Consider the following 22,006-nt stretch of genomic DNA (forward strand, 5'->3'; position numbering starts at 1 on the left):
ATCCATGTTCGTGATGACGGTGGACCAGCGGGGGAGCGGAAAGGACATCGACCGTGTGCCTGAAGTCCTAGTGCAGCTCAAAAACGTTCCGGCGCTCTTGCCCTTTGAACGCACCGCTGGCGACGAGATCCAAGCGGTGTTCCAAAACGCAAGTGCCGTCGTCGAGGTTTCCCTTGAACTATTGCGTACTGGTCACTGGTACGTAGGCATCGGGATTGGTGCGGTTAAAGAGCCTCTGCCTGAGTCCTCCAGAGCCGGTCAGGGGAGTGCCTTTTTAGCTGCCCGGCACGCAGTAGATCGAGCCAAAGCAGCGGCAAAAAATATTCCCCTCGCGGTAGTCTCCAATGCTGCGCCCCAGCAAGCTGCCCATGCCGAAGCAGTCCTGCGTTTGCTGGGCCAGCTCATCGAGCGCCGCACGGCTTCGCAGTGGAACGTTGTTGACGCCCTCGCTGAGGTACGTCGTGGCACACTGGGACACCACGGGGAACAAAAAGCTGTAGCGGAGGCCTTAGAGATGAGCGAACAAGCGGTGAGTACGGCACTGCGCCGTGCAGCACTTACTGAAGAACTAGCTGCTCGCCCAGCAGCAGCGGCGCTTCTAACAACGGCTGATCAATTCTCAGCGAGCCGGGAGGGGCAGCATAAATGACCGCATTATGGGTTGCCGTGGCTCTGATCGTGGCGGGGTTTGTGGGGTGGCCGGTGACGGCCCTGATCTTCAAGCTCGCCCGCACCATTGACACGCATACTGCCGCGCAGGAACTAACGGCAGAGGAGGTCCAACCAGGAGTACAAAACGACGACGGCGCTACGGTCGCCGCAGAATCGGCACCAGCTGTGGACTCCGAGCAGATTCTGCGTGGCGGGGCGATTATCGGCGTCTTGGAGCGGTTGGCAGTTAGCCTCGCAATCCTTGGTGGTCAGCCTGTGGCCATCGCTTACATTGTGGCGATCAAAGGCCTAGGTCGGTTCGCTGAACTCAAAGAAACCCCCGCCGCATCCGAGCGATTTATCATCGGAACACTGTCTTCCATGCTGTGGGCTGCTGGGACAACGGCACTGATCAAGGTGCTCTTCCTGAGCTAGTTGGGATAGGTGATACTGGTTAGCTTGCACGCCCCATGGCGCAATTGGTGGTGCAGCCCACGCCGAAGTTTTGAGGGTAGTGGCCCATGGTGGATATAGGCTAAGTGCATGACTGTTTTCGCCGTGGACTACCAGTACGATTCCGCCACCGCAGCACTGCGGGATGAACACCGGCCCGCACATCGCAACTGGCTCAGCGCCCAAGCGGACCAAGGTTTGTTGTTGGCTTCCGGGCCGTACACAGACGGTACTGGTGCGCTTTTGCTGTTCTCCGTGGAGGATCAACCGCAATTAGAAGAGCTGGTTCGTCAAGATCCCTTTCAGCAAGCTGGAGCTGTAGCCCGCACCTCATCGCGCGAGTGGAACCCGATTATTGGGCAGCTCGCCGCGAGCGCATCCTAAGGAACTCCACAGCAATAACTACTGGCCGCGCCAAGCTTAACAACGGCCGGTTCCCACGTTTTCTTCAACCCAAGGAGCCACAGTGACCTCGGTCAGCCTGGGAATGCCCGCAGCACCACCGCCCGTACTTGCGCCTCGCCGCAAAACCCGCCAGATCAAGGTTGGATCGGTAGGTGTTGGTTCGGATTCACCCATTAGCGTGCAGTCAATGACCACCACGCCCACCACTGACATCAATGCGACGCTCCAGCAGATCGCTGAGCTGACGGCCAGCGGTTGCGACATTGTGCGCGTTGCCTGCCCATCAGCCGATGATGCAGAGGCCCTTCCGATCATCGCCAAGAAGTCGCAGATCCCCGTTATTGCTGACATTCACTTCCAGCCCAAATACGTGTTTGCGGCCATCGAAGCTGGATGCGCAGCGGTTCGTGTGAACCCTGGAAACATTCGTAAATTTGATGACCAAGTCAAGGAAATTGCGCAGGCAGCCAAGGACCACGGAACCTCCATCCGCATCGGTGTCAATGCCGGTTCCTTGGAGCCGTCCATTATGAAGAAGTACGGCAAGGCCACGCCTGAGGCCTTGGTTGAATCCGCTGTTTGGGAAGCTTCTCTCTTTGAAGAGCACGGGTTCCACGACTTCAAAATTTCGGTCAAGCACAACGACCCTGTGGTGATGGTTGCCGCATACGAGATGCTCGCCGAGAAGGGTGATTGGCCCTTGCACTTGGGCGTCACCGAGGCTGGCCCCGCTTTCCAAGGCACCATCAAGTCCGCCACGGCGTTCGGAGCGCTGTTGGCTAAGGGCATTGGGGACACCATCCGTGTGTCCCTCTCAGCTCCTCCGGTTGAAGAAATCAAGGTGGGCAACCAGATTCTGCAGTCTTTGAACTTGCGTCCTCGCAAGCTGGAGATTGTCTCCTGCCCCTCTTGTGGGCGTGCTCAGGTTGATGTTTACACCTTGGCTGAGCAGGTTACGGCTGGCTTGGAAGGTATGGAAGTACCTTTGCGTGTTGCCGTAATGGGTTGCGTTGTGAACGGCCCAGGCGAGGCTCGAGAAGCTGACCTTGGTGTTGCCTCCGGTAACGGTAAGGGCCAGATTTTTGTTCGTGGCGAGGTGATCAAAACTGTTCCTGAGGATCAGATTGTTGAAACCTTGATCGAGGAAGCCATGCGCATTGCCGAGGAAATGGGGGATTCTGATGGCGAAAACACCGCCACGGGCAGCCCCGTGGTTTCCGTTTCCTAGGGATCCGGCACGCGGGGAGCTGTTCCGGTCCGGATGGAACCCTTCCCGCTTACGGCTCTTGGGGCGTGAGGACCGTGATGAGCTGCGCGCCCTTGCGCTGGAAGATCCGGTGGCAAATGTTTTTATCCTCACCCAGCTTGATGACGCTGTGACGCCCTGGCCCCTTTCCGGGGCCAGGATCTATGGAACGTTCGACGCCGGAAAACTCACCGGTGCCTGTTGGGCGGGCGCCAACATAGTTCCGCTGAATTTTGATCCCGCATTCGCTGCGCAGTTGGCTGATGAACTGGCTGCAACGGGGCGGCGTTATGCCTCAGTATTTGGGCCAGCGGGCGCAACCTTAGCCATTGGCGGTGAGCTGCAAGCGCGCGGACATTTGGTGAAGGAGATCCGCGATTGTCAGCCGCTTATGACGATTTCTGCAGAGACGGAAGTTACTCCTGACCCTCGTGTGCGTATGAGCCACCGTGACGACTTTTCGGTTCTTTTGCCAGCGAGCGTGGCCATGTTCGAGGAGGAAGTTGGCTACTCGCCACTCACTGGCGGCGACTTCTATTCCAGACGCGTGGCGTACTTGATTAACCAAGGCCATTCAATGTCGTTCATCAGCCCGGAGGGAACCGTAGTTTTCAAAGCGGAGATCGGCGCATTAGCCGCCAGTGTTGCCCAAATTCAGGGCGTGTGGCTCAACCCCACGTATCGCGGGCAGGGCCTTAGCGCGGCATTTATGGCCGGTGTGGTGCATCTCGCGCGGGAGCTGGCACCCGTAGTGAGTCTGTATGTGAATGACTACAACACCCGGGCACTAAAAACCTATCAGCGCGTGGGGTTCGCACAGCAAGGAACATTCGCCACAGTGCTGTTCACTGCGAACTGAGCAGACCAGGCAACTCTCCAGTCAGGTACCGCTGAACCGATGGCCCCACCATAGCGATCACCTGATCGGCCGGCGCTGAAGCCAACGGCTCGAGTCCCACCACGTAGCGGGCTACCATCAAACCGACAATCTGACCGGCTGCAAGATTGGACCGGAGCGCGCGCTCAGCGTCACTGCCCGGTGCGTCCTTTATCAACCGGCTCAGGACTGATTGCACCACAAATTGCCGCATCAGGGCCGTCCTAGCGCGGGAGCCTAGAGTTCCCCGTAAAAAAGCCACCAGTGAGTGCTGGGCTGGCCCGTCCCACAGCCGCAACACCGCCCTGACGGCAGCCTCGCCCCGCAACTCAAACGGCACCTCCACTATTACCGAGAACACTTGCTCGGGGTCTATGGGAAGTTTGATGCTGTGGGCAAAGAGCTGTTCTTTGCTCTCGAAATAGTGGTGAACCATCGCCGCATCTACACCGGCGTCCCGCGCCACAGCCCGAAGGCTGGTTCCCTCGAAGCCGTGCTCCGCGAACAAGCGCGCCGCGGACGCTGTGATCTTTTCGCGCGTATCGCCAACGCCCCGCCGTCGTCCTCTGCGCGCTGTAGATTCTGCTGTCATTTGCTGCTCCGGCGCAACGTCAGTGAGGCAAACAGTAAAACGCCGACGGCGATCGCGGCAAGGAGCCAGGTGTCCCGCCAGAGCAGTGCTGTGGCCTCAGTGTTGGCCGCAATCTCCTGCAGTGCCTCCACTGAGAAGGTCAAGGGAAGCACGTTGGCCACGGCTTCAAGGACGGAGTTCATCTGGTCGCGAGCCACAAATAGTCCGCACAAAAGGATCTGTGGTACGACCACAACTGGCATAAATTGAATGGCCTGAAACTCGGTCCTAGCAAACGCTGAACACAGCAGACCCAAAGCAACGCCGAGCATGGCATTGAGGACAGCCACCAGCACCACAAGTAGCGGACTGCCTTTAACATCTAGCGCGAAGACCCAATATGCCACGGCGGAGGCAACAAGTGATTGGAGTGCTGCCATCAAAGAGAACGCGATCCCGTAGCCGAAGAGGAGATCAGTTTTGTGGATAGGTGTGGTGAGGAGGCGTTCTAAGGTGCCAGTGGTCCGCTCCCGCAGCATCGTGATGGAGGTGACCAAGAACATCACCACAAATGGGAAAATTGCCAGCATCATCAATCCCACCCGATTAAAGGTTCGGGGGTGACCCGGTGGCAGGGTTTCGTTCTCGTACAGGAAGTACACAGTAGCCAAGAGGAGCGCTGGCACCACCAAAATTAGTGCGATGCTGCGCCTGTCATGCCGGAGTTGGTTGAGTACTCGTCCCGCCGTGGCCAGGGTCATTCGAATGTTCACGGCTGGGACTCCACATTCGGTTCTGCTTCGCGAATAATGCGTAAAAAGGCACGCTCCAGATCCTCGCTGTGGCCTCTCTGGGCCAGTTCGGCCGGGGTGAGTTGGGCAAGAAGCAGTCCGTCACGTAAGAGCAAAAGGTGCTGACAATGACTTGCCTCCTCCATCACGTGACTGGAAATCAGAAGTGTGGTTCCGGCGTCGGCCATGGCGGCAAAGCGTTCCCATAACTCCGCACGCAGCACCGGATCCAACCCCACGGTAGGTTCATCCAAAACCAATAGCTGCGGTTTAGAGACTAGAGCGCATGCGAGAGACACGCGGTTGAGTTGCCCGCCGGAGAGTGAAGCGGTGAGCTGCTTGCTATACGGCGCCAGTCCGACGGCGTTAATCGCCTCTGAGGCGTCCGTCTTGTTCTGGCCATGCATAGTGCCGAAGTACCGAACGTTGGCTTCAACGGAGATGTCCGGATACACACTGGCGGATTGGGTCACGTAGCCCACACTGTCCCGGAGGGTGGCGTCCCCGGCGGGCCGGCCCAGGACGGTGACTCTGCCGGAGGTGGGCCGTTGGACGCCAACAATGGTGCGCATCAGGGTGGTTTTGCCACTGCCCGAGGGGCCCAAGAGTCCTGTGATCTGCCCGGCTGGGACGTTGAAGGATAGGCCGCGCAAGATGTCCAGTTGGCTGGAGCCGAGGTGGTGGCCTTTTGCGACTTTTAGTTCGGTGACGTTGATTGCTGGCGCGCCGGAGGTGTGGGGGAGTTCTTGCGAATTCGGTGCGGGAATTGCTACATGTGCCATAGAAGGCTCCTTCGCCGAGGGCACCAGAAATAATTCATCAGATGATGAATTAAGAGTAATTCCCAGCAAATTGGCAGTCAAGGACTCTTCCGCCCAGGTTGTGGCTGACGTATTTTCAAGCTGACCGTACCGATGAGGCGTGGGTCCCTCTAGAAAGGAACACACAATGGCTGTCAGCGTAGATCTAGCTAAAGCACTCGATAAAGACTTCGAGGACAAGTTCTTCGCCGTGGCCGGTGTTCTGGTAGCGCTCGAAGGCAAAACGAAGTACTAGTAGTTCTCGCCGGACGCTGATGCCCGGCCTGATATCCAGCACTGCCCGGAGAGCAGCCGTAGGCGACTGTTCGCCGGGCTGTGCTGTTCCCGGTTGGGCGCGTCCGGAGTCCAGCCGATAGATTAGTACCGAAGTCAATGTGTCCGTGTAACGGGCAACTTTTCAGACCTGCCCTAAGAAACGGAATACTTGCTGTGATTCTTCGCCTTTCGTCCTTGTTCCTGCGAACACTTCGCGAAGACCCTGTGGATGCTGAGGTGGCCAGCCACAAGCTCTTGGTTCGCGCTGGCTATATCCGCCGAGCTGCACCGGGCATTTACACGTGGTTGCCCTTGGGCTTGGCCGTTTTGCGTAAAGTCGAGGCCATCATTCGCGAGGAAATGAACGCTATTGGTGCCCAAGAAGTACATTTCCCGGCTCTTTTGCCTCGCGAACCTTACGAGGTCACCAACCGTTGGACCGAATATGGTGAGGGGCTGTTCCGTCTCAAGGACCGCAAAGACGCTGACTACTTGCTGGCGCCCACCCACGAAGAGGTTTTTACCCTCCTGGTCAAGGACCTCTACAGCTCCTACAAGGACCTGCCGCTGAGCCTGTACCAGATTCAAAACAAGTACCGCGATGAGGCGCGTCCGCGTGCTGGCCTACTGCGCGGCCGCGAGTTCATTATGAAGGACTCCTACTCCTTCGACATCGACGACGCCGGACTGGACGCAAGCTACGCCGCCCACCGCGGCGCCTACTTGAAGATCTTCGAGCGTCTGGGACTTGAGGTGCTACCTGTGTTCGCCACGGCCGGCGCCATGGGTGGTTCCAAGAGCGAAGAGTTCTTGCACCCCACCGAGATCGGCGAGGACACCTTTGTGCGCTCCGCGGGAGGCTATGCAGCCAACGTTGAGGCAGTCACCACTGTGGTTCCAGACGCTATCGATTTCACCAATGCACCGGCAGCACAGGTTCGCGAAACCCCTGACACACCCACGATTGACACACTCGTGGCCGCTGCCAATGAATTGGCACCGCGTTCAGAGTCCGACGGCGGCGCCTGGACTGCCGCTGACACTTTGAAGAACGTAGTCCTTGCCGTCACGCTACCGACGGGCACTCGCCAGCTGGTGGTTATCGGTGTTCCGGGTGACCGCGCAGTGGATCTCAAGCGGGTTGAGGCCAACATCTCTCAGTTCCTCGAAGTTGGCGGGGAAGTAGGCATCGAAGCTGCTTCGGAGGAAGACCTCAAAAAGCAGGAGCTTTTGGTTAAGGGATACATTGGCCCGGGCCTGAGCCTAGATGCACCGTTGCTCGGTGCTGAAGCGGCCAGCAAACTCCTCTACTTGGTAGACCCACGGGTGGTTTCTGGAACCTCATGGATCACCGGTGCCAACGCGGCCGGTAAGCACGTCTTTGGTCTCGTAGCTGGCCGTGACTTCACATGGGACGGCGTTATTGAAGCCACTGAAGTGCGCGACGGTGACCCTGCTCCGGACGGATCCGGTCCGCTTGAAACAGCGCGCGGCATCGAAATGGGTCACATTTTCCAGCTGGGCCGCAAATACGCCGAGGCGCTTGAGCTCAAAGTCTTAGACCAAAACGGAAAGCAGCAAGTGGTCACCATGGGCTCTTACGGTGTGGGTGTCACCCGCGCGGTGGCAGCACTGGCCGAGTCTAACCACGACGATCGTGGCCTGATCTGGCCGCGTTCAGTGGCACCTGCCGATGTCCACGTTGTGGCTGTTGGCCGAGGCGAAGAAATCTTCAACACAGCTGAGCAGATTGCTACCGAGCTCAACGCAGCTGGCCTTGAAGTGATTTATGACGACCGCCCCAAGGTGTCTCCCGGGGTTAAGTTCGGCGATGCTGAGCTGGTTGGTGTGCCCACGATTCTTGCTGTGGGCAAGGGACTGGCAGACGGCGTTGTTGAGATCAAGGATCGTCGCAGTGGCGTAGTTGAGAACGTACCCGTTGCCGAAGCAGTGGAATACGTGATTCGCGCCGTCCGTAGCTAGTGCTTTCTGGACTCGAAACCCTCCAGCCGCTCACCCTGATCCTGATAATTCTGGCGGGGTTTGCGGCTGGTTGGGTCGACGCGGTGGTGGGCGGCGGCGGGCTCATCCAGTTACCTGTGATGTTGATGGTGCCAGGGATTAGCCCCGTTCAGGCTTTGGCCACTAACAAAATGGGCTCCATCTTCGGTACCACCACCAGCGCCATCACCTATTACCGGCGGGTCAAACCTGACCTTAAGACGGCTGTCCCCATGGCGCTAGTGGCCTTAGTGGGCAGCTTCGCTGGCGCGTCATTGGCTGCCAACCTGCCCTCGAGCGTTTTCAAACCGATCATTGTGGTGGCTCTGATCGCCGTCGCACTTTTTACTGCGCTAAAACCGCAGCTGGGGGAGCTGACCTCGCTCCGCCATACTGGACAACGGCACTACCTCACGGCGTGCCTGATTGGGGCGGCGATCGGTTTTTATGACGGTTTGATCGGACCGGGTACCGGCTCCTTTTTGGTGATCGCTTTGGTGACTGCGATGGGATACGCCTTTATGGAAGCCAGCGCCAAGGCAAAAATCGTCAACATGGCCACGAACGCGGGAGCACTGCTGTTCTTTTTGCCGCACGGCTCGCTCTTGTGGGGTTTAGGTTTGGTCCTTGGTGCCGCAAACATGACCGGGGGATACCTTGGTGCACGGACCGCCGTCAGTAAGGGCAGCCGCTTTATACGCGTGGTTTTTTTGCTGGTGGTTGCCGCGCTCATCATCAAGCTTGGCTATGACGTTTGGAACGAAAACTTTAGGCACTAGTGACCCATCTGGTGCCACCTGTACGAACTAGCCCCCCGGCAACTAACACCCCTGCAAGTAGCACCCCGGAAACTAGGCTTCGCCGGGCTCGGGCAGGGTTAGCGCGGCGGGCAGGCCTGGGACTTGCCGGCCAGCCATTGTCCCGGCCACCCAGAGGGATCGCTGAAAGTCGCCACGGTGCGCTGGCTGCGAGGCGTAGCTCAGGGCGTTTTCCACTTCGCGAACTATTGCCCATTGCCTGGAAACGTCAGGATCAAGCCCGGCAACCAGACTAAAAACTTCGCAGCGTTCCACTAGAGCAGCCTCGGGGCCAGCTGGGCTGAGGTCACCAATTCGATTCCACAAAAGCGGCGCCACGCCGAATTCTGCTTCACCGATCATCGCTTGGGGATCTATTGCGAGATAGTCCTCTACGGCCGGGCTGCCGGAGTCCTGAACCCGGGCCAGAATGTTCAAATAGTGGAAATCTGTATGGACTAGTACGTCTTTGCTGAAGCGCCTGCCCACGGCACCCCGGGTCTGACAAACCTCCAACGCCGCCTCGAGTAGCCAGCGCGGAAAAGGTCTGCCCAGCATCTCCCAATCGGCGGGGAGCTCGTCACTGAATCGCTCGGCTAAAGCGGCAATGTGCTCAAATTCGTTCCACTCAGGCCGGTGATCCGGCACCAGCGATAGCTGGCGTACCAAGCCGCCCCACACCTGAGCCGCCAGGTCCATCGGTGCTTTTTGGAGTGACCACTCGGCGCCAAGGCGTTCAAGGAGCAAGGTGCAGGACGCTGGGTCTTCGCGCAGCAAGCGCACGGATCCGTTGCCGCCCCACAAGCGCAAAGCTGCTGCCTCTACCGTGGCCTCAGCATGCGGGAAGGCGATCTTCAAAACTGCGGTGCCGTCGTCGTCGTTCCTTTTCTCTTTTACCGGAACCACCAACGCCCCGTGACCGTTCCACGGCAGCTGACCCGGAACCAAATCAAGCTCAAGGTCCCACTCGGTTAAGCGAGCCTCAACCAGTTCCGGTACCCGGGCAAGCCAGTCCCGTCCGCCGCTGATCCGGGAGATCCGGCGGGAGAAAGAATCGGGGATCGGGATGGTACTCAGGCCCATCGTGCGGCTTTTCCAGAGGCAGCCATCGCTATGGCCCAAAGCTTGGGAGAGCTGGCAAAGATTTGACATCTACATTCAGCCCGGGGAGTGCTTCTTGTGTGCCGGCCCAAGCACTGCTGCGCTGATAGCTCGCATACAAGATTGATTCCGCCCATTCCCGGGTGCTGCCCTCGGAGAGCGCCACAGCGTCGACGTAAGGCTCCAAAGCGGCTTTCTCTACTCCCGCCAAGCCCTGAACTGGGTCTGCAGTGAAGCCGGACGGCAAGGCGTAGCCCGGCTGAGTGGGGGAGGGGATAACACATTGCGCCGTGGCCAGAGCGAGTGCTTGCTGGAGCGTCTCTTGGTGTGCGGTCAAGCCTTTCTGGGCGTAATTCTGCATTTCTGATGCTAACCGGGTGAGTGCCACTTGGTATAGATAAATGCTGCGTTGTTCACTTTGCACCGCCGAAGCAATGGCAGCCGCGGCACCCGTAGCTGCAGGTGCCGCCACTGGGGTTCCGCTGCACGCCGGAACTTTAGTGAAGCCTGCAAAACGTGGGTCACTGACGTTTGAAAGTTTGGCCAGTTTCGCCAGCGTTAGCGAGGCATAAGATCTCGAAACACCGGCAGAAGCGAAGGTCCGCGCCATTCCTGGTTCTTGGCCCAATGATTCCTTGAGCAAATTGGCTCCGGAATTGCGGATGGCCACCACAAGTTCACCGGGGGTCTTGTATTTGGCGGCAAAAGCGGTGGGGCTTGGTGTGGACCCGTTGCTTTCTAATCCAGCGTCAAATCGTTCCTGATCAAACTCGGGACCATTGGGTTGGAGCAATGCGCGGGCCTGGACCTCGAGCAAATCTGCCATCTCTTGCCACGAGGAGCGCGTCAGGGCATCCAACGCCGTTGACTTGTCCTGCGCCCATGCGCGGCTCTCGAGGCTGAGTTCGCGGGACTCGTTCAAAGCCGCCAAACGTTGTGTTTCTGGAGTGGAAAGTGGCTCAACAAGAGGATGAGCCGGGCGGGTGAGGAAGGTGCCAACACTCACCGTAACCATGGCAACCGACGCAAAAAGAACAAGGCACTTCCATAGAGCGAAGCGGCGCTTGTTGCTTGCAGTGGTATTCACAAGAATCGATGATGCCATGAACGTCACACACCCGCTGACACTTTCCATGCACCATGTGGCCCAGATTCTCGATAGTGTATATACACAACTAATCAACATGGGAGGCGGCCGACCAATGAGCGACGCAGAATCCGGGGCAAACGGCACCACCGCTGCCGAATCACTCCGCCTCAGAGAATTGCTTGAGCCTTCCGTGCTGGCCCAGCGTCTTTTTCTTGAAGACGTCATCATCCACACCGGCGGAACCAATCGCACGGTTCACGTAGTGGTGGACTTGCCTGAAGAAGAGACCGGTGGCGTGAGCTTGGACGCTATCGCCGAGGTCTCTCGAGTTTTGTCCGAGGCACTAGACAATGACCCGCACGATGACGGCCAGCCCTATGACTTGGAAGTTTCTTCCCCGGGTGTGGGCCGTCCGCTGACCGAAGTTCGCCACTGGCGCCGAGCCAAGGGACGTATGGTGCGGATCAACCTAGTAGAGGGCGAGAAGTTGTTGGGCCGTATCGTTTCGGTCGCCGACAGCAACGTCACGGTTATCCCGGAAATTGAAGTCAAAAAAGGCATGAAAGCCAAACAAGGCGAAGCCACGAGTATCCCGTTTACGAACATTCGTAGCGGAAAAGTAGAAGTCGAATTCAGCCACCTCAACGAGGACGAGCTGATTGAAGAACCCAACCTTGCTTCTGAGGAGGCCTAATGGATATTGACATGAGCGCGTTGAGGCTCCTAGAGCGAGAACGCGAAATTCCGCTGGACATGCTCATCCCCACCATCGAACAAGCACTTTTGGTGGCCTATCACAAGACCTCCGGTGCCTTCGAACTAGCTCGCGCTGAGCTGGATCGCAAGACCGGTCACGTCACCATTTGGGCCGCTGAAATCGACGACGACGGCGAGAAAATCGGTGAGTTCGAGGACACTCCGGCTGGCTTCGGCCGTATTGCTGCGAGCACTGCTCGTCAGATCATTCTGCAGCGCTTGCGCGATGTAGAGGATGACAACGTTCTTGGCGAATTCAAGGGCCGCGAAGGTGAACTCGTTGCCGGTCAGATCCAGCAGGGGCACAACCCGCACATGGTGCAGGTTAACCTCGGTGTTGTTGAAGCCCTGTTGCCACCGCCCGAGCAGGTTCCTGGTGAAAAGTACATCCACGGTAACCGCTTGCGTGCGTTCGTTGTTGACGTTCGCCGTGGCCAAAAGGGTCCTTCCATCACCCTGTCACGCTCGCACCCTGGCTTGGTTCGCAAGCTTTTTGAATTGGAAGTTCCGGAAATTGCTGACAAGTCTGTAGAGATCGTTGCCTTGGCACGCGAAGCCGGACACCGAACCAAAATGGCTGTTAAAGCTAAGACCCCCGGCATCAATGCCAAGGGTGCTTGCATTGGCGAAATGGGTTCACGCGTCCGCGCAGTAATGACTGAGCTCAACGACGAGAAGATCGACATTGTTGACTTCAGCGACGACCCGGCAACATTCATTGCCAACTCGCTTTCACCTTCACATGTGAACTCCGTCACCATTATTGATGAGGCGGCTCGCTCTGCTCGAGTAGTAGTCCCGGACTACCAACTTTCCTTGGCGATCGGCAAAGAGGGGCAGAATGCCCGGCTGGCAGCCAAGTTGACCGGCTGGCGCATTGATATTGTCTCTGACGCCGCGGTGGCCAAGCCAGAGTAGTTACTAAAAACGGGTCCTAGTCCAGCGGCTAGGGCCCGTTTTTATCGCCCACGTCCTAATTCATCAATTCGGGCGCTAGTGCAACAAGCGCTAGACTGGTTGAGGCTGAGTTCCCCGGCCGGTATCCAATGTAGGGCCATTAGTGCCCAAGAGTTCGCGCAAGGCGGCAAGTGTGCCTGAAGAAGTGACATCGCCTGAACGGACTTGTATTGGTTGCCGTGGTCGCGAGGCTCAGCATCGGCTCATTCGACTTGTAGCCGTCAATAGTGATTCGGATTCTTCCGCGATCACTGTGGACGTCCGCCGTCGTATGTCCGGAAGGGGAGCATGGCTGCATCCCCGCCAAGAGTGTTTTGCTTTGGCAAACAAAAAACGAGCTTTCGCCCGGGCCCTTAATGGGGTTTCAGACGTCAAGGCCGTCCAAGAGTTCTTGGCACAAGAATTACTTGCAGACCCGGCACCTGCCGAGTCCGTAAGAACCGTCCAACCTGAAAGCGGGTCTGAAATCTGATGGAAACCCGATGAGTTCCCAGCGATGAGTAAGCAACGATGACAACTTTGTTGCGCTCTGCAAAGACCCTTTTTGCCAACAATTTGGTGAAGGGTCGCAGTAAGTATTAGACGGTTCGTGCCTGGCTCGGTGCGGACCGAGACAGGAGAAATGTGGCCAAGGTCCGCGTACACGAGCTCGCCAAAGAGCTCGGCATAACTTCCAAAGACGCAGTTGCTAAACTGCAAGAGTTGGGAGAATTCGTTCGTTCCGCCTCGTCAACAATCGAGGCACCCGTTGTGAAGAAACTTCGCGACGCATACCCGGGTGCAGCAGCTGCACCCGCCGCTGCAAAGGCAGCACCCAAGTCGGCGCCTTCACCGGCACGCCCGGCGACGCCGGCTGCAAGTGCGCCGGCAACCCCTGCGGCACCTGCTGCCTCCAGCCCTGCAGCGCCTGCCCCGGCAGCCTCCAGCAGCGCCCCAGCAGTATCGCCTAGCCCCGCAGCCCCCGCTGCGAGCACACCGGCCGCATCGGGCGCCAAGCCCGGCGCACGTCCGGCGCCGCGTCCGGCAGCAGAGGCTCCTAGCCGCAACGAAAACCCACGCAATTCCGAGTCCTCCCGTCAGGGTGGGGCTCCGCGTCCGGGCGGTCCCCGTCCCGGTAACAACCCCTTCGCAACCTCACAGGGCATGCCCCGTGGCGGCCGCGATTCCGAGCGTGCACCTCGTCCCGGTAACAACCCCTTCGCTCAGTCGCAGGGTATGCCGCGTCCGGGTGGCTCACGCAACGAAGGCGAACGCCCCGGTGGTCCCCGTCCCGCTGCTGGTGCCGGTGGACCTCGTCCAGGTGCACCGCGTCCGGCTGGTGCTCGTCCCGCCGCAGGCGCTGGTGGACCTCGTCCTGCTGGTGCCGGTGGAAACCGTCCCGGTGGAGCTGGCGGAAACCGTCCTACTCCGGGCATGATGCCGAACCGTACCGAGCGTCCGGCTCCGGCTGGCGCAGGCCGTCCGGGTGCACGCCCGGGTGGACCGGGCCGGCCAGGCGGAGCTCCGGGTGGAGCTCCCGGTGCCGGTGGCGGCGCTCCGGCAGGCGGTGGCTTCGGTAAGGGTGGTCGCGGTCGCGGCGGAACCCAGGGCGCCTTCGGTAAGGGTGGCGCAGGTCGCGGTAAGCAGCGCAAGTCCAAGCGCGCAAAGCGTCAGGAACTTGAGCAGATGAGTGCTCCGTCGCTGGGTGGAGTATCCGTACCCCGCGGCGATGGCAACACTGTGGTGCGTTTGCGCCGCGGTTCCTCGATCACTGACTTCGCTGACAAGATCGAGGCAAACCCCGCAGCATTGGTGACAGTGCTTTTCCACTTGGGCGAGATGGCAACTGCCACCCAGTCCTTGGACGAAGAGACCTTTGCCCTCTTGGGTGAAGAGCTCGGCTACAAGCTTCAGGTTGTTTCCCCTGAGGACGAAGAGCGCGAATTGCTCTCCGGCTTCGACATCGACTTCGATGCTGAGCTTGAGGCTGAAGGCGATGAAGAACTTGAGGCTCGTCCTCCAGTAGTTACCGTGATGGGTCACGTTGACCACGGTAAGACTCGCTTGCTTGATGCCATCCGCAACTCTGACGTTGTTGCAGACGAGCACGGTGGTATCACCCAGCACATCGGTGCCTACCAGATCACCACTCCTCACGAGGGTGTAGACCGTCAGATCACCTTCATCGATACTCCGGGTCACGAAGCGTTTACTGCTATGCGTGCTCGTGGTGCAAAGGTTACTGACATCGCCATTTTGGTGGTTGCAGCGGACGACGGCGTTATGCCTCAGACTGTTGAAGCCCTCAACCACGCGCAGGCAGCTAACGTGCCGATCGTTGTGGCAGTGAACAAGATCGATAAGGAAGGCGCTAACCCGGATAAGGTCCGTGGTCAGCTGACCGAATACGGTTTGGTTCCTGAAGAGTACGGTGGCGACACCATGTTCGTTGAGGTCTCTGCTCGCCAGAACCTGAACATCGACGAGCTGCTCGAAGCTGTTCTGCTCACCGCAGATGCCGCTTTGGACATGCGCGCCAACCCGGACAAGGACGCTCGCGGTATTGCTATCGAGGCGAACTTGGACAAGGGCCGCGGTGCTGTTGCAACCGTTCTGGTTCAGTCCGGTACCTTGCGCGTTGGTGACACGATCGTTGCGGGCACGGCTCACGGCCGCGTTCGTGCAATGTTCGACGACGACGGTAGCGCCATCTCCGAAGCCGGTCCTTCGCGTCCGGTGCAGGTTTTGGGTCTGTCCAATGTCCCGCGTGCAGGTGACACCTTCTTTGTGACCGGTGACGAGCGCACGGCACGTCAGATCGCTGAAAAGCGTGAAGCCGCTGACCGTAACGCAGCACTGGCCAAGCGTCGTAAGCGCATCAGCCTTGAAGACTTCGATCAGGCTGTTGCTGATGGCAAGATCGACACCCTTAACCTCATCCTCAAGGGTGACGTTTCCGGTGCCGTGGAAGCCTTGGAAGACGCATTGCTCAAGATCGACGTTGGAGAAGGCGTGCAGTTGCGCGTTATCCACCGCGGTGTTGGTGCCATCACGCAGAACGACGTCAACCTGGCAACAGTGGACAGCGCCGTTATCATCGGCTTCAACGTCAAGCCTGCTGAGCGTGTTGCTGACTTGGCTGACCGTGAAGGCGTTGACATGCGCTTCTATTCGGTCATCTACGCGGCCATCGATGACATTGAGCTTGCACTCAAGGGCATGCTCAAGCCTGAGTACGAGGAAGTTCAGCTCGGTACTGCCGAGGTGCGCGAGGTATTCCGCTCTTCCAAGTTCGGCAACATTGCCGGTTCCATCGTGCGTACGGGTGTTATCCGCCGTAACACGAAGGCCCGCATCAGCCGTGACGGCAAGATCATCGGTGACAACCTCACGGTGGAGACGCTCAAGCGCTTCAAGGACGACGCCACTGAGGTCCGCACGGACTTCGAGTGTGGTATCGGTCTTGGTTCGTTCAACGACATCAACGAGGGCGACATCATCGAGACCTTCGAGATGCGCGAAAAGCCGCGCGTCTAAAGGCTCTGGAGCCACAAGGGTGAACGGTAGTACCACGTGCGGGGCCGCGGGATTTTTCCTGCGGCCCCGCCGTGGCGTATCTCATTGAATTAGTTTTCCCAGGAGGAATCATGGCCGATCCGGCCCGCGCCGCGAAGCTGGCGCAACGTATCAAGGTTGTAGTTGCCGAGGCACTTCGCAAGGTGGTTAAGGACGAACGAGTTCTCAACGTCACCATCACGGACGCACGTGTGACCAATGACCTGCAGCACGCAACGGTTTACTACACGGCTTTCGGCGACGAAACAGCCCAACAGGACGCCTCAGCAGCATTGACCAAAGCAACCGGCATTTTGCGCCGCGAAGTAGGACGCAACATTACGGTTCGTCTCACCCCAACCCTTGAGTTTGTGGCTGACGAGATCCCGGTCAACGCATCCAACCTTGAAGCTCTACTCCGGGTTGCCAAGGAACGCGACGCCGAGCTGGCTCAACTAGCCGCTGGTGCCGTGCACGCAGGCGACGCAGACCCGTACAAGTCCGCCATCGATGACGCTGACTTTGACGACGAGGACGACGAGGACGACGAGGACGACGACGAGGACCAAGAAAGCGCAGAATCACCGCGCTCCTAGTTCTGCCTTAGTCGGTACATTCCTTCCAGGCTTATAGGTGCGCAGGCTCCCGGGCCTGTGCACCTATACTGGAAGGCGTGCTTTCTGGACTCGTAATCGTTGATAAACCGCAGGGCTTTACTAGCCATGACGTGGTGGCGAGGATGCGGCGGCTGGCCGGCACTCGCAAGGTGGGCCACGCCGGAACGCTAGACCCCATGGCCACCGGAGTCCTGGTGATTGGAGTCAACAAAGCAACTCGATTGTTGACCTACATCGTCGGCACTACCAAAACATATACCGCCACCATTCGTTTAGGGCAGAGCACCATCACGGACGACGCCGAGGGCGAGTTCACCTCCTCAGCCTCCACGGTGAATATCACCGAAGAAGCGGTCCGGGCGCAGATTGCCGTACTCAGTGGCGAGATCCAACAAGTACCCAGCAGCGTGAGTGCCATCAAAGTCAACGGCGAACGTTCATACGCACGCGTGCGTGCTGGCGAAGAAGTGCAACTGGCAGCCCGCCCGGTGACCATCCACCGATTTGAGCTCCATTCCTTCACCAGACCTGATGGAGAAGACGTTGTTGACCTGGATGTCACAGTTGAATGTTCTTCGGGAACCTATATCCGGGCTTTGGCCAGAGACTTGGGGCAGGCGCTGAACGTCGGCGGACACCTGACGGCACTACGCCGCACCCATGTTGGGCCGTACAGCATCGAGCAGGCAAGCACTCTTGAAGAGCTAGCAGAGGAGTTCAAGCTCCTTGATATGTCTGACGCTGCTCGTGCACTGATGCCTAACCGAATTCTCACTGCCGAGGAAGTCACGGAGCTCTCCTTTGGCCGCCGAATCGCAGCATCGGCTGATTTTAGTAGCTATGCAAAGGTGTCTACGGCGGAAGAGCCTGTGGCTGCTTTTGCACCGGACGGGACGCTCATTGCTTTGTTGGCTGATTCCGGCAAATATGCCAAGCCGGTACTTGTTTTTGAACCCGGCAACGGTGGTTCGTCCGCAACGGAGGAAAAAAACTAAGTGGACGGTTATTTTTATGCCATTCTCGCCGTCGGACTGTGCTCCACTCTGATTTGTCTTGGGGCGGGCATTATGCGCAAGGCCCCCAACGACGTCACGCTATTGTCTGTTGTGGCTGTAGAACTGAGCATGTTCGTTTATTTGGTGGGCTCAATTGTCCGTTCCATTGCGGGGGAGCACATCGCAGGGGAACAGTGGGAGTTCTGGGGTTACATGCTCACAGCACTGCTGGTTCCCGTTGCGGCTGTCTATTGGGCAGTCCTTGAACGCACCCGGTGGAGCAATTTTGTTTTGGCGGCGGTGGGTATCAACTCGCTGGTGATGGCCGCGCGTATGAATCAGATCTGGTACTAGGCATGCAGGAAGAACAAGCTATGGAGCACCACAACAGCGCCGCCAGCAAGCAAGAGAGCAACAAGCCGGAGACCAACAAGCCGGAGACCACCGAGCCGGAGACCAACAAGGCAGAGAGTGGTCAGGCAGTGTCTAACACCAGAAACACCGGACCTGGCCGTCTACTGATTGCCGTCTATGGGATTTTTGCCCTCGCCGCCACAGCGCGCGCCGGCTACCAAATCGCTACCAAGTTCAGCGAAGCTCCCGTGGCCTACTCGCTTTCGGCCTTCGCGGCGATTGTGTACATCGTTGCCACAATCTCCTTAGCCAAAGCCGGTACAAACTGGTTTAAAGTTTCGCTGGTGGCACTGATCGTCGAATTGCTCGGCGTCCTTGTTGTGGGTTTCTTGAGCATCGCCGACTCTGTGGCCTTCCCTCACCAAACTGTTTGGTCAGGCTTTGGTCAGGGCTACGGATACGTTCCGCTGCTCTTGCCGATTATTGGACTCATCTGGCTCTACCGCCGCAGGCCTGCAGCTCACTAAATTCTCGGCTATTGGCTGTTTAGATCTTTTGTCACGAGCACAAGTCGAGGCAAAAAACGCCCTTGCTGAAACCAGAACTTCTGGGTTTCAGCAAGGGCGTCTTTTATGGTTCCTAGTGCTATGTCATTCAGCGCCTGTTACCTCAGCGCCTGTGACTTCAGCGGCTATTTGTTGCCGAAAAGTCCGCCGAGCAAACCGCCAAGACCGCCCTGCTGGTTCTGCTGATCCTTAGTTGGCGCAGGATCGCCTTCGGGAAGATCAACGTTGATCACCTCACCCGGCTGTAGGTCTGCGCCATTGGGTGCCTCCGACTGCTCCGGGGTAGTCGGCGTCTGAGTGTCTTGATCGGAGAAGTTGGGGTCAACGGACGTGCTCTGGTCCTGGGCTTGTTGTGAGGAATCTTGCGCTTGGCCACCGCCAAGGATGTTGCCCAAAATATCCCCAAATCCGCCTTGGCTGGCCTGGCCCGGGGCAGCACTACCACTGCCACCGCCGAACATTCCGCCAAGGGATCCGAGGATGCTACCAAGCACACCACCGCCGGCGCCACTACCGGTGGAGGCACCCTGACCTCCGCCCAACAAGCCACCCAGAATGGAACCTAGGTCAGTTCCACCAGCCTGAGTTGTTCCGGCATCCGTGGTTTGACCCTGTTTCTGGCCCAAGTATTTAGACGCCAGCCATGACATCACAATCGGTGCCAGGATCGGAAGAACCTTGCTGATCAATGTTCCGCCCGCACCGCCGAGGTTGGCTGCGCCGGCTAGTTGGCTAGCCACCTGATCTTGCTGGCCCCCAAAAACGTGGCTCACAATCTTTTCGCCGTCTGTGGTGTCCACCTGTGCAGCGTCGATCTCACCGTCAGAAAGATCATTTTGGTGCTGAGTCAATGCTGACTCCAGGTTCGCTGCAGCAGAGGGATCCTGGGCATTGTTTTGCATTCCAGCGAGCAAGGTAGGTACGGCGGCCTCTACGGCAGCCTGAGCACTAGCGGAGTCCGTCCCAAGCATCTGGGCGATCTGATCGATGGGAAGCTTTCCCAGAATGTCTTCAAGCGCAGTCATAGCTACTCCTTTGGCCAGCAGATGCCAGCATTGGCGAAAACTGAACGCTGCCGTACTGGCAGCCATTGCTCTTGCATCGTAGCCCCGGCAAAGTCGTGGCGGAAGTAACTCGGCACGGACAAACGGCTTAAAGGTGTGGTTGCCGCACCCGTCAATCGCGGTCCCTCCGCTGCGCTGCGCACATGGTTGCCAGCCACAGCGGGTAATCTTAGTGAGGTCCGCCGTCGGTCTCTGATCGGCACCGGTCTGTGCCAAAGGGTCACACCGTTGGCACATAGATGAGCTGTCACACGAGGAGCGCAGGGCACTATATATGGTTCAGATCTGGAGCGATCTCGCGGAAGTTCCCGAGGGCTACGGGCCATCGGTAGTAACCATAGGCAATTTTGACGGCGTCCATCAGGGCCATCAACAAGTCCTTGCCCAGTTAGTTGGGGTTGCTCGGGATGCGCACGCCAAGGCTGTAGCGGTAACTTTTGACCCGCATCCTTCGCAAGTGCACCGGCCGGAAAGTGCACCCGAGCTCATTATGGGTTTGGAAGACCGGCTCGAAGTACTTGCTGACAACGGACTCGACGGCGTACTGGTGATGCACTACACCCTTGAACTGGCGGCCTTAACGCCCAGTGATTTTGTTCGCTCTGTGCTCGTTGATACTTTGCACGTCTCCCATGTGGTGATTGGGCGAGACGTACGCTTTGGCAAAAATAACTCCGGTGATCTGAGCACCATGCAAGAGCTCGGAGCTGAATTCGGGTTCGACGTTGTTGTCACCACAGAATTCGGTTCCCCAGAGAGTCACGACATGCATGGGGAGGGGCGCCGCTGCTCCTCAACGTGGGTCCGCGAAGCACTTTCAGAGGGAGATGTGGCTACTGCCTCATCCGTCTTAGGACGACCGCACCGAATGCGCGGAGTGGTGGTGCACGGGGCAGCCCGCGGGCGTGAACTCGGTTTTCCCACGGCAAACCTTGCTACTGATGCGAGCGGCTACATTCCGGGTGACGGAATCTACGCGGGCTGGCTCACCGACGAGACCGGCAAAAAATGGCCGGCGGCCATATCGGTGGGTTCAAACCCCACCTTTGAAGGCGTGAGCCGGCAGGTGGAAGCTCACGTGATTGATCGTCCCGCAGAAGCGGTGGAGGACTTTAACCTCTACGGACAAGCAGTTGTCCTCGAATTCGTCACCCGGTTGCGCGGCATGGTGGCCTACCGCGGCCCTGAAGCGCTCGTGGAACAAATGCGCCTGGATGTCCAGCAGGCACGAACAGTTTTGGAGAACTGATGAGTGTCGAGAAAAATACTCGCGATTTGGACCAAGGAATCGTCAAGGATTTCAGCTCCACCATGAGCTACGGCTCCTACCTGCAACTAGGTACGCTGCTCTCAGCACAGCAACCAGTCAGCACTCCGGAGCACCATGATGAAATGCTGTTTATCATCCAGCACCAGACCACGGAGTTATGGCTCAAATTGGTTCTGCATGAATTACGCAGTGCCAAAGAACAACTGCGCCAGGACCACTTGGCCGGCGCGCTCAAGGGCATTGCCCGGGTTAAGCACATCCAAAAGACCCTGACTGAACAGTGGTCCGTCTTGGCCACGCTCACTCCCACCGAGTATTCGGAGTTCCGTGGTTTCTTGGGGAAGTCCTCGGGATTCCAGTCAGCCCAGTACCGGGCTGTTGAGTTCATTTTGGGCAACAAGAACCGGGCAATGCTAGAAGTCTTTGCTTCTGATCCGGACTCATACGCCATGCTTGAAGACCTTCTAAACTCGCCAAGCATCTATGACGAGTTTTTGGGGCACCTCCACCGCCAGGGTCACAGCATCCCTACCGCTCTGCTGGAGCGCGACGTCACCCAAGCCCATGTGTTCACGGCCGAGCTTGTCCCTGTTTTCAAAAAGATTTATGAAGACGCCAATACCTATTGGGCCGCCTACGAGGCTTGTGAAGAACTCGTGGACTTGGAAGATAACTTCCAGCTGTGGCGTTTCCGGCACTTGCGTACCGTGCAACGAACCATCGGGCTCAAAACCGGTACGGGTGGATCCAGCGGCGTCAGCTTTTTGCAAAAGGCCCTCGAACTAACCTTTTTCCCCGAGCTTTTTGCGGTCCGCACAGAGATTGGACGCTAGC

Annotated in this window: 23 protein-coding genes; 17 read left to right on the plus strand and 6 right to left on the minus strand. The window is 58.2% G+C overall.

The genetic code is table 11. The features are described from left to right. Positions 1 to 4: 4 nt before the first annotated feature. The 5 genes from ACQR35_RS08145 to ACQR35_RS08165 all read left to right on the plus strand — a co-directional run bounded on the left by ACQR35_RS08145 (position 5) and on the right by ACQR35_RS08165 (position 3,614). Positions 5 to 649 carry a MarR family transcriptional regulator gene (locus tag ACQR35_RS08145; RefSeq protein WP_430269751.1) on the plus strand — a complete coding sequence of 215 codons (645 nt, stop codon included), beginning with the start codon at positions 5 to 7 and terminating at the stop codon, positions 647 to 649. After that, positions 646 to 1,086, plus strand: coding sequence for a hypothetical protein (locus tag ACQR35_RS08150; protein ID WP_430269752.1), 441 nt, complete (start codon positions 646 to 648; stop codon positions 1,084 to 1,086). The genes ACQR35_RS08145 and ACQR35_RS08150 overlap by 4 nt, the downstream gene beginning before the upstream one ends. A gap of 108 nt (positions 1,087 to 1,194) precedes the next feature. Further along, the gene (locus ACQR35_RS08155; RefSeq protein ID WP_430268429.1) at positions 1,195 to 1,488 is read left to right on the plus strand and encodes a YciI family protein; all 294 of its coding nucleotides are present in this window, start codon (positions 1,195 to 1,197) and stop codon (positions 1,486 to 1,488) included. Positions 1,489 to 1,570: 82 nt separating this feature from the next. Continuing rightward, positions 1,571 to 2,737 carry a flavodoxin-dependent (E)-4-hydroxy-3-methylbut-2-enyl-diphosphate synthase gene (gene ispG / locus ACQR35_RS08160; RefSeq protein WP_430268428.1) on the plus strand — a complete coding sequence of 389 codons (1,167 nt, stop codon included), beginning with the start codon at positions 1,571 to 1,573 and terminating at the stop codon, positions 2,735 to 2,737. Next, positions 2,691 to 3,614, plus strand: a complete 924-nt coding sequence (locus tag ACQR35_RS08165; protein ID WP_430269753.1) for a GNAT family N-acetyltransferase — start codon at positions 2,691 to 2,693, stop codon at positions 3,612 to 3,614. Before ispG ends, ACQR35_RS08165 begins: the two co-directional genes overlap by 47 nt. Here ACQR35_RS08165 and ACQR35_RS08170 read toward each other — a convergent pair. Genes ACQR35_RS08170 through ACQR35_RS08180 form a run of 3 tightly spaced genes read right to left on the minus strand, consistent with a single transcriptional unit; the run spans position 3,601 to position 5,776 of the window. Further along, complete coding sequence (locus ACQR35_RS08170) at positions 3,601 to 4,224, minus strand: TetR family transcriptional regulator (RefSeq protein WP_430269754.1); 624 nt, start codon at positions 4,222 to 4,224, stop codon at positions 3,601 to 3,603. The two genes, ACQR35_RS08165 and ACQR35_RS08170, sit on opposite strands and share 14 nt — an antisense overlap. Further along, positions 4,221 to 4,964 carry an ABC transporter permease gene (locus ACQR35_RS08175; RefSeq protein WP_430268491.1) on the minus strand — a complete coding sequence of 248 codons (744 nt, stop codon included), beginning with the start codon at positions 4,962 to 4,964 and terminating at the stop codon, positions 4,221 to 4,223. Before ACQR35_RS08175 ends, ACQR35_RS08170 begins: the two co-directional genes overlap by 4 nt. A gap of 8 nt (positions 4,965 to 4,972) precedes the next feature. Next, complete coding sequence (locus tag ACQR35_RS08180) at positions 4,973 to 5,776, minus strand: ABC transporter ATP-binding protein (protein WP_430268425.1); 804 nt, start codon at positions 5,774 to 5,776, stop codon at positions 4,973 to 4,975. A gap of 468 nt (positions 5,777 to 6,244) precedes the next feature. On the opposite strand from ACQR35_RS08180, the gene ACQR35_RS08185 reads away from it, so the two are divergent. After that, the gene (locus ACQR35_RS08185) at positions 6,245 to 8,053 is read left to right on the plus strand and encodes a proline--tRNA ligase (RefSeq protein WP_430269755.1); all 1,809 of its coding nucleotides are present in this window, start codon (positions 6,245 to 6,247) and stop codon (positions 8,051 to 8,053) included. Further along, on the plus strand, positions 8,053 to 8,850 hold the full coding sequence (locus tag ACQR35_RS08190) for a sulfite exporter TauE/SafE family protein (RefSeq protein WP_430269756.1): 798 nt from the start codon (positions 8,053 to 8,055) through the stop codon (positions 8,848 to 8,850). The genes ACQR35_RS08185 and ACQR35_RS08190 overlap by 1 nt, the downstream gene beginning before the upstream one ends. Positions 8,851 to 8,922: 72 nt before the next feature. Here ACQR35_RS08190 and ACQR35_RS08195 read toward each other — a convergent pair whose 3' ends face one another. Both ACQR35_RS08195 and ACQR35_RS08200 read right to left on the minus strand, forming a co-directional pair. Beyond that, a complete protein-coding gene (locus tag ACQR35_RS08195) occupies positions 8,923 to 9,951 on the minus strand; it encodes an aminoglycoside phosphotransferase family protein (protein ID WP_430269757.1) in 1,029 nt (342 codons plus the stop codon). A gap of 28 nt (positions 9,952 to 9,979) precedes the next feature. Next, complete coding sequence (locus ACQR35_RS08200) at positions 9,980 to 11,056, minus strand: DUF4439 domain-containing protein (protein WP_430269758.1); 1,077 nt, start codon at positions 11,054 to 11,056, stop codon at positions 9,980 to 9,982. A gap of 115 nt (positions 11,057 to 11,171) precedes the next feature. Between ACQR35_RS08200 and rimP the strand changes: the two genes are divergently transcribed. From rimP to ACQR35_RS08240, 8 genes are all read left to right on the plus strand, one after another. Further along, positions 11,172 to 11,753: a ribosome maturation factor RimP gene (gene rimP / locus ACQR35_RS08205; RefSeq protein ID WP_430268420.1), complete on the plus strand. Its 582-nt coding sequence runs from the start codon at positions 11,172 to 11,174 to the stop codon at positions 11,751 to 11,753. Further along, complete coding sequence (gene nusA / locus ACQR35_RS08210; RefSeq protein WP_430268419.1) at positions 11,753 to 12,733, plus strand: transcription termination factor NusA; 981 nt, start codon at positions 11,753 to 11,755, stop codon at positions 12,731 to 12,733. Before rimP ends, nusA begins: the two co-directional genes overlap by 1 nt. A 172-nt stretch (positions 12,734 to 12,905) precedes the next feature. Continuing rightward, on the plus strand, positions 12,906 to 13,244 hold the full coding sequence (locus ACQR35_RS08215; protein WP_430269759.1) for a YlxR family protein: 339 nt from the start codon (positions 12,906 to 12,908) through the stop codon (positions 13,242 to 13,244). 152 nt (positions 13,245 to 13,396) lie between these two features. Then, on the plus strand, positions 13,397 to 16,288 hold the full coding sequence (infB, locus tag ACQR35_RS08220; protein ID WP_430268417.1) for a translation initiation factor IF-2: 2,892 nt from the start codon (positions 13,397 to 13,399) through the stop codon (positions 16,286 to 16,288). A 110-nt stretch (positions 16,289 to 16,398) separates the two neighbouring features. Beyond that, complete coding sequence (rbfA, locus tag ACQR35_RS08225; protein ID WP_430269760.1) at positions 16,399 to 16,902, plus strand: 30S ribosome-binding factor RbfA; 504 nt, start codon at positions 16,399 to 16,401, stop codon at positions 16,900 to 16,902. Positions 16,903 to 16,979: 77 nt separating this feature from the next. Continuing rightward, complete coding sequence (gene truB, locus ACQR35_RS08230) at positions 16,980 to 17,918, plus strand: tRNA pseudouridine(55) synthase TruB (protein ID WP_430269761.1); 939 nt, start codon at positions 16,980 to 16,982, stop codon at positions 17,916 to 17,918. Further along, positions 17,919 to 18,272, plus strand: a complete 354-nt coding sequence (locus ACQR35_RS08235; RefSeq protein WP_430268414.1) for a hypothetical protein — start codon at positions 17,919 to 17,921, stop codon at positions 18,270 to 18,272. A 2-nt stretch (positions 18,273 to 18,274) separates the two neighbouring features. Then, positions 18,275 to 18,799 (plus strand): hypothetical protein, encoded by a 525-nt coding sequence (locus tag ACQR35_RS08240; protein WP_430269762.1) that lies wholly within the window; start codon positions 18,275 to 18,277, stop codon positions 18,797 to 18,799. Positions 18,800 to 18,963: 164 nt separating this feature from the next. Here ACQR35_RS08240 and ACQR35_RS08245 read toward each other — a convergent pair whose 3' ends face one another. After that, complete coding sequence (locus ACQR35_RS08245; protein WP_430269763.1) at positions 18,964 to 19,863, minus strand: DUF937 domain-containing protein; 900 nt, start codon at positions 19,861 to 19,863, stop codon at positions 18,964 to 18,966. Positions 19,864 to 20,176: 313 nt separating this feature from the next. On the opposite strand from ACQR35_RS08245, the gene ACQR35_RS08250 reads away from it, so the two are divergent. Together ACQR35_RS08250 and kynA are read left to right on the plus strand one after the other, a co-directional pair. Further along, positions 20,177 to 21,151 carry a bifunctional riboflavin kinase/FAD synthetase gene (locus ACQR35_RS08250; protein WP_430268753.1) on the plus strand — a complete coding sequence of 325 codons (975 nt, stop codon included), beginning with the start codon at positions 20,177 to 20,179 and terminating at the stop codon, positions 21,149 to 21,151. Then, complete coding sequence (gene kynA / locus ACQR35_RS08255) at positions 21,151 to 22,005, plus strand: tryptophan 2,3-dioxygenase (RefSeq protein WP_430269764.1); 855 nt, start codon at positions 21,151 to 21,153, stop codon at positions 22,003 to 22,005. The genes ACQR35_RS08250 and kynA overlap by 1 nt, the downstream gene beginning before the upstream one ends. Position 22,006: the final 1 nt, after the last annotated feature.

The organism is Pseudarthrobacter sp. J1738 (assembly GCF_050490315.1).
In the GTDB taxonomy this organism is placed as follows: domain Bacteria; phylum Actinomycetota; class Actinomycetes; order Actinomycetales; family Micrococcaceae; genus JBNPEO01.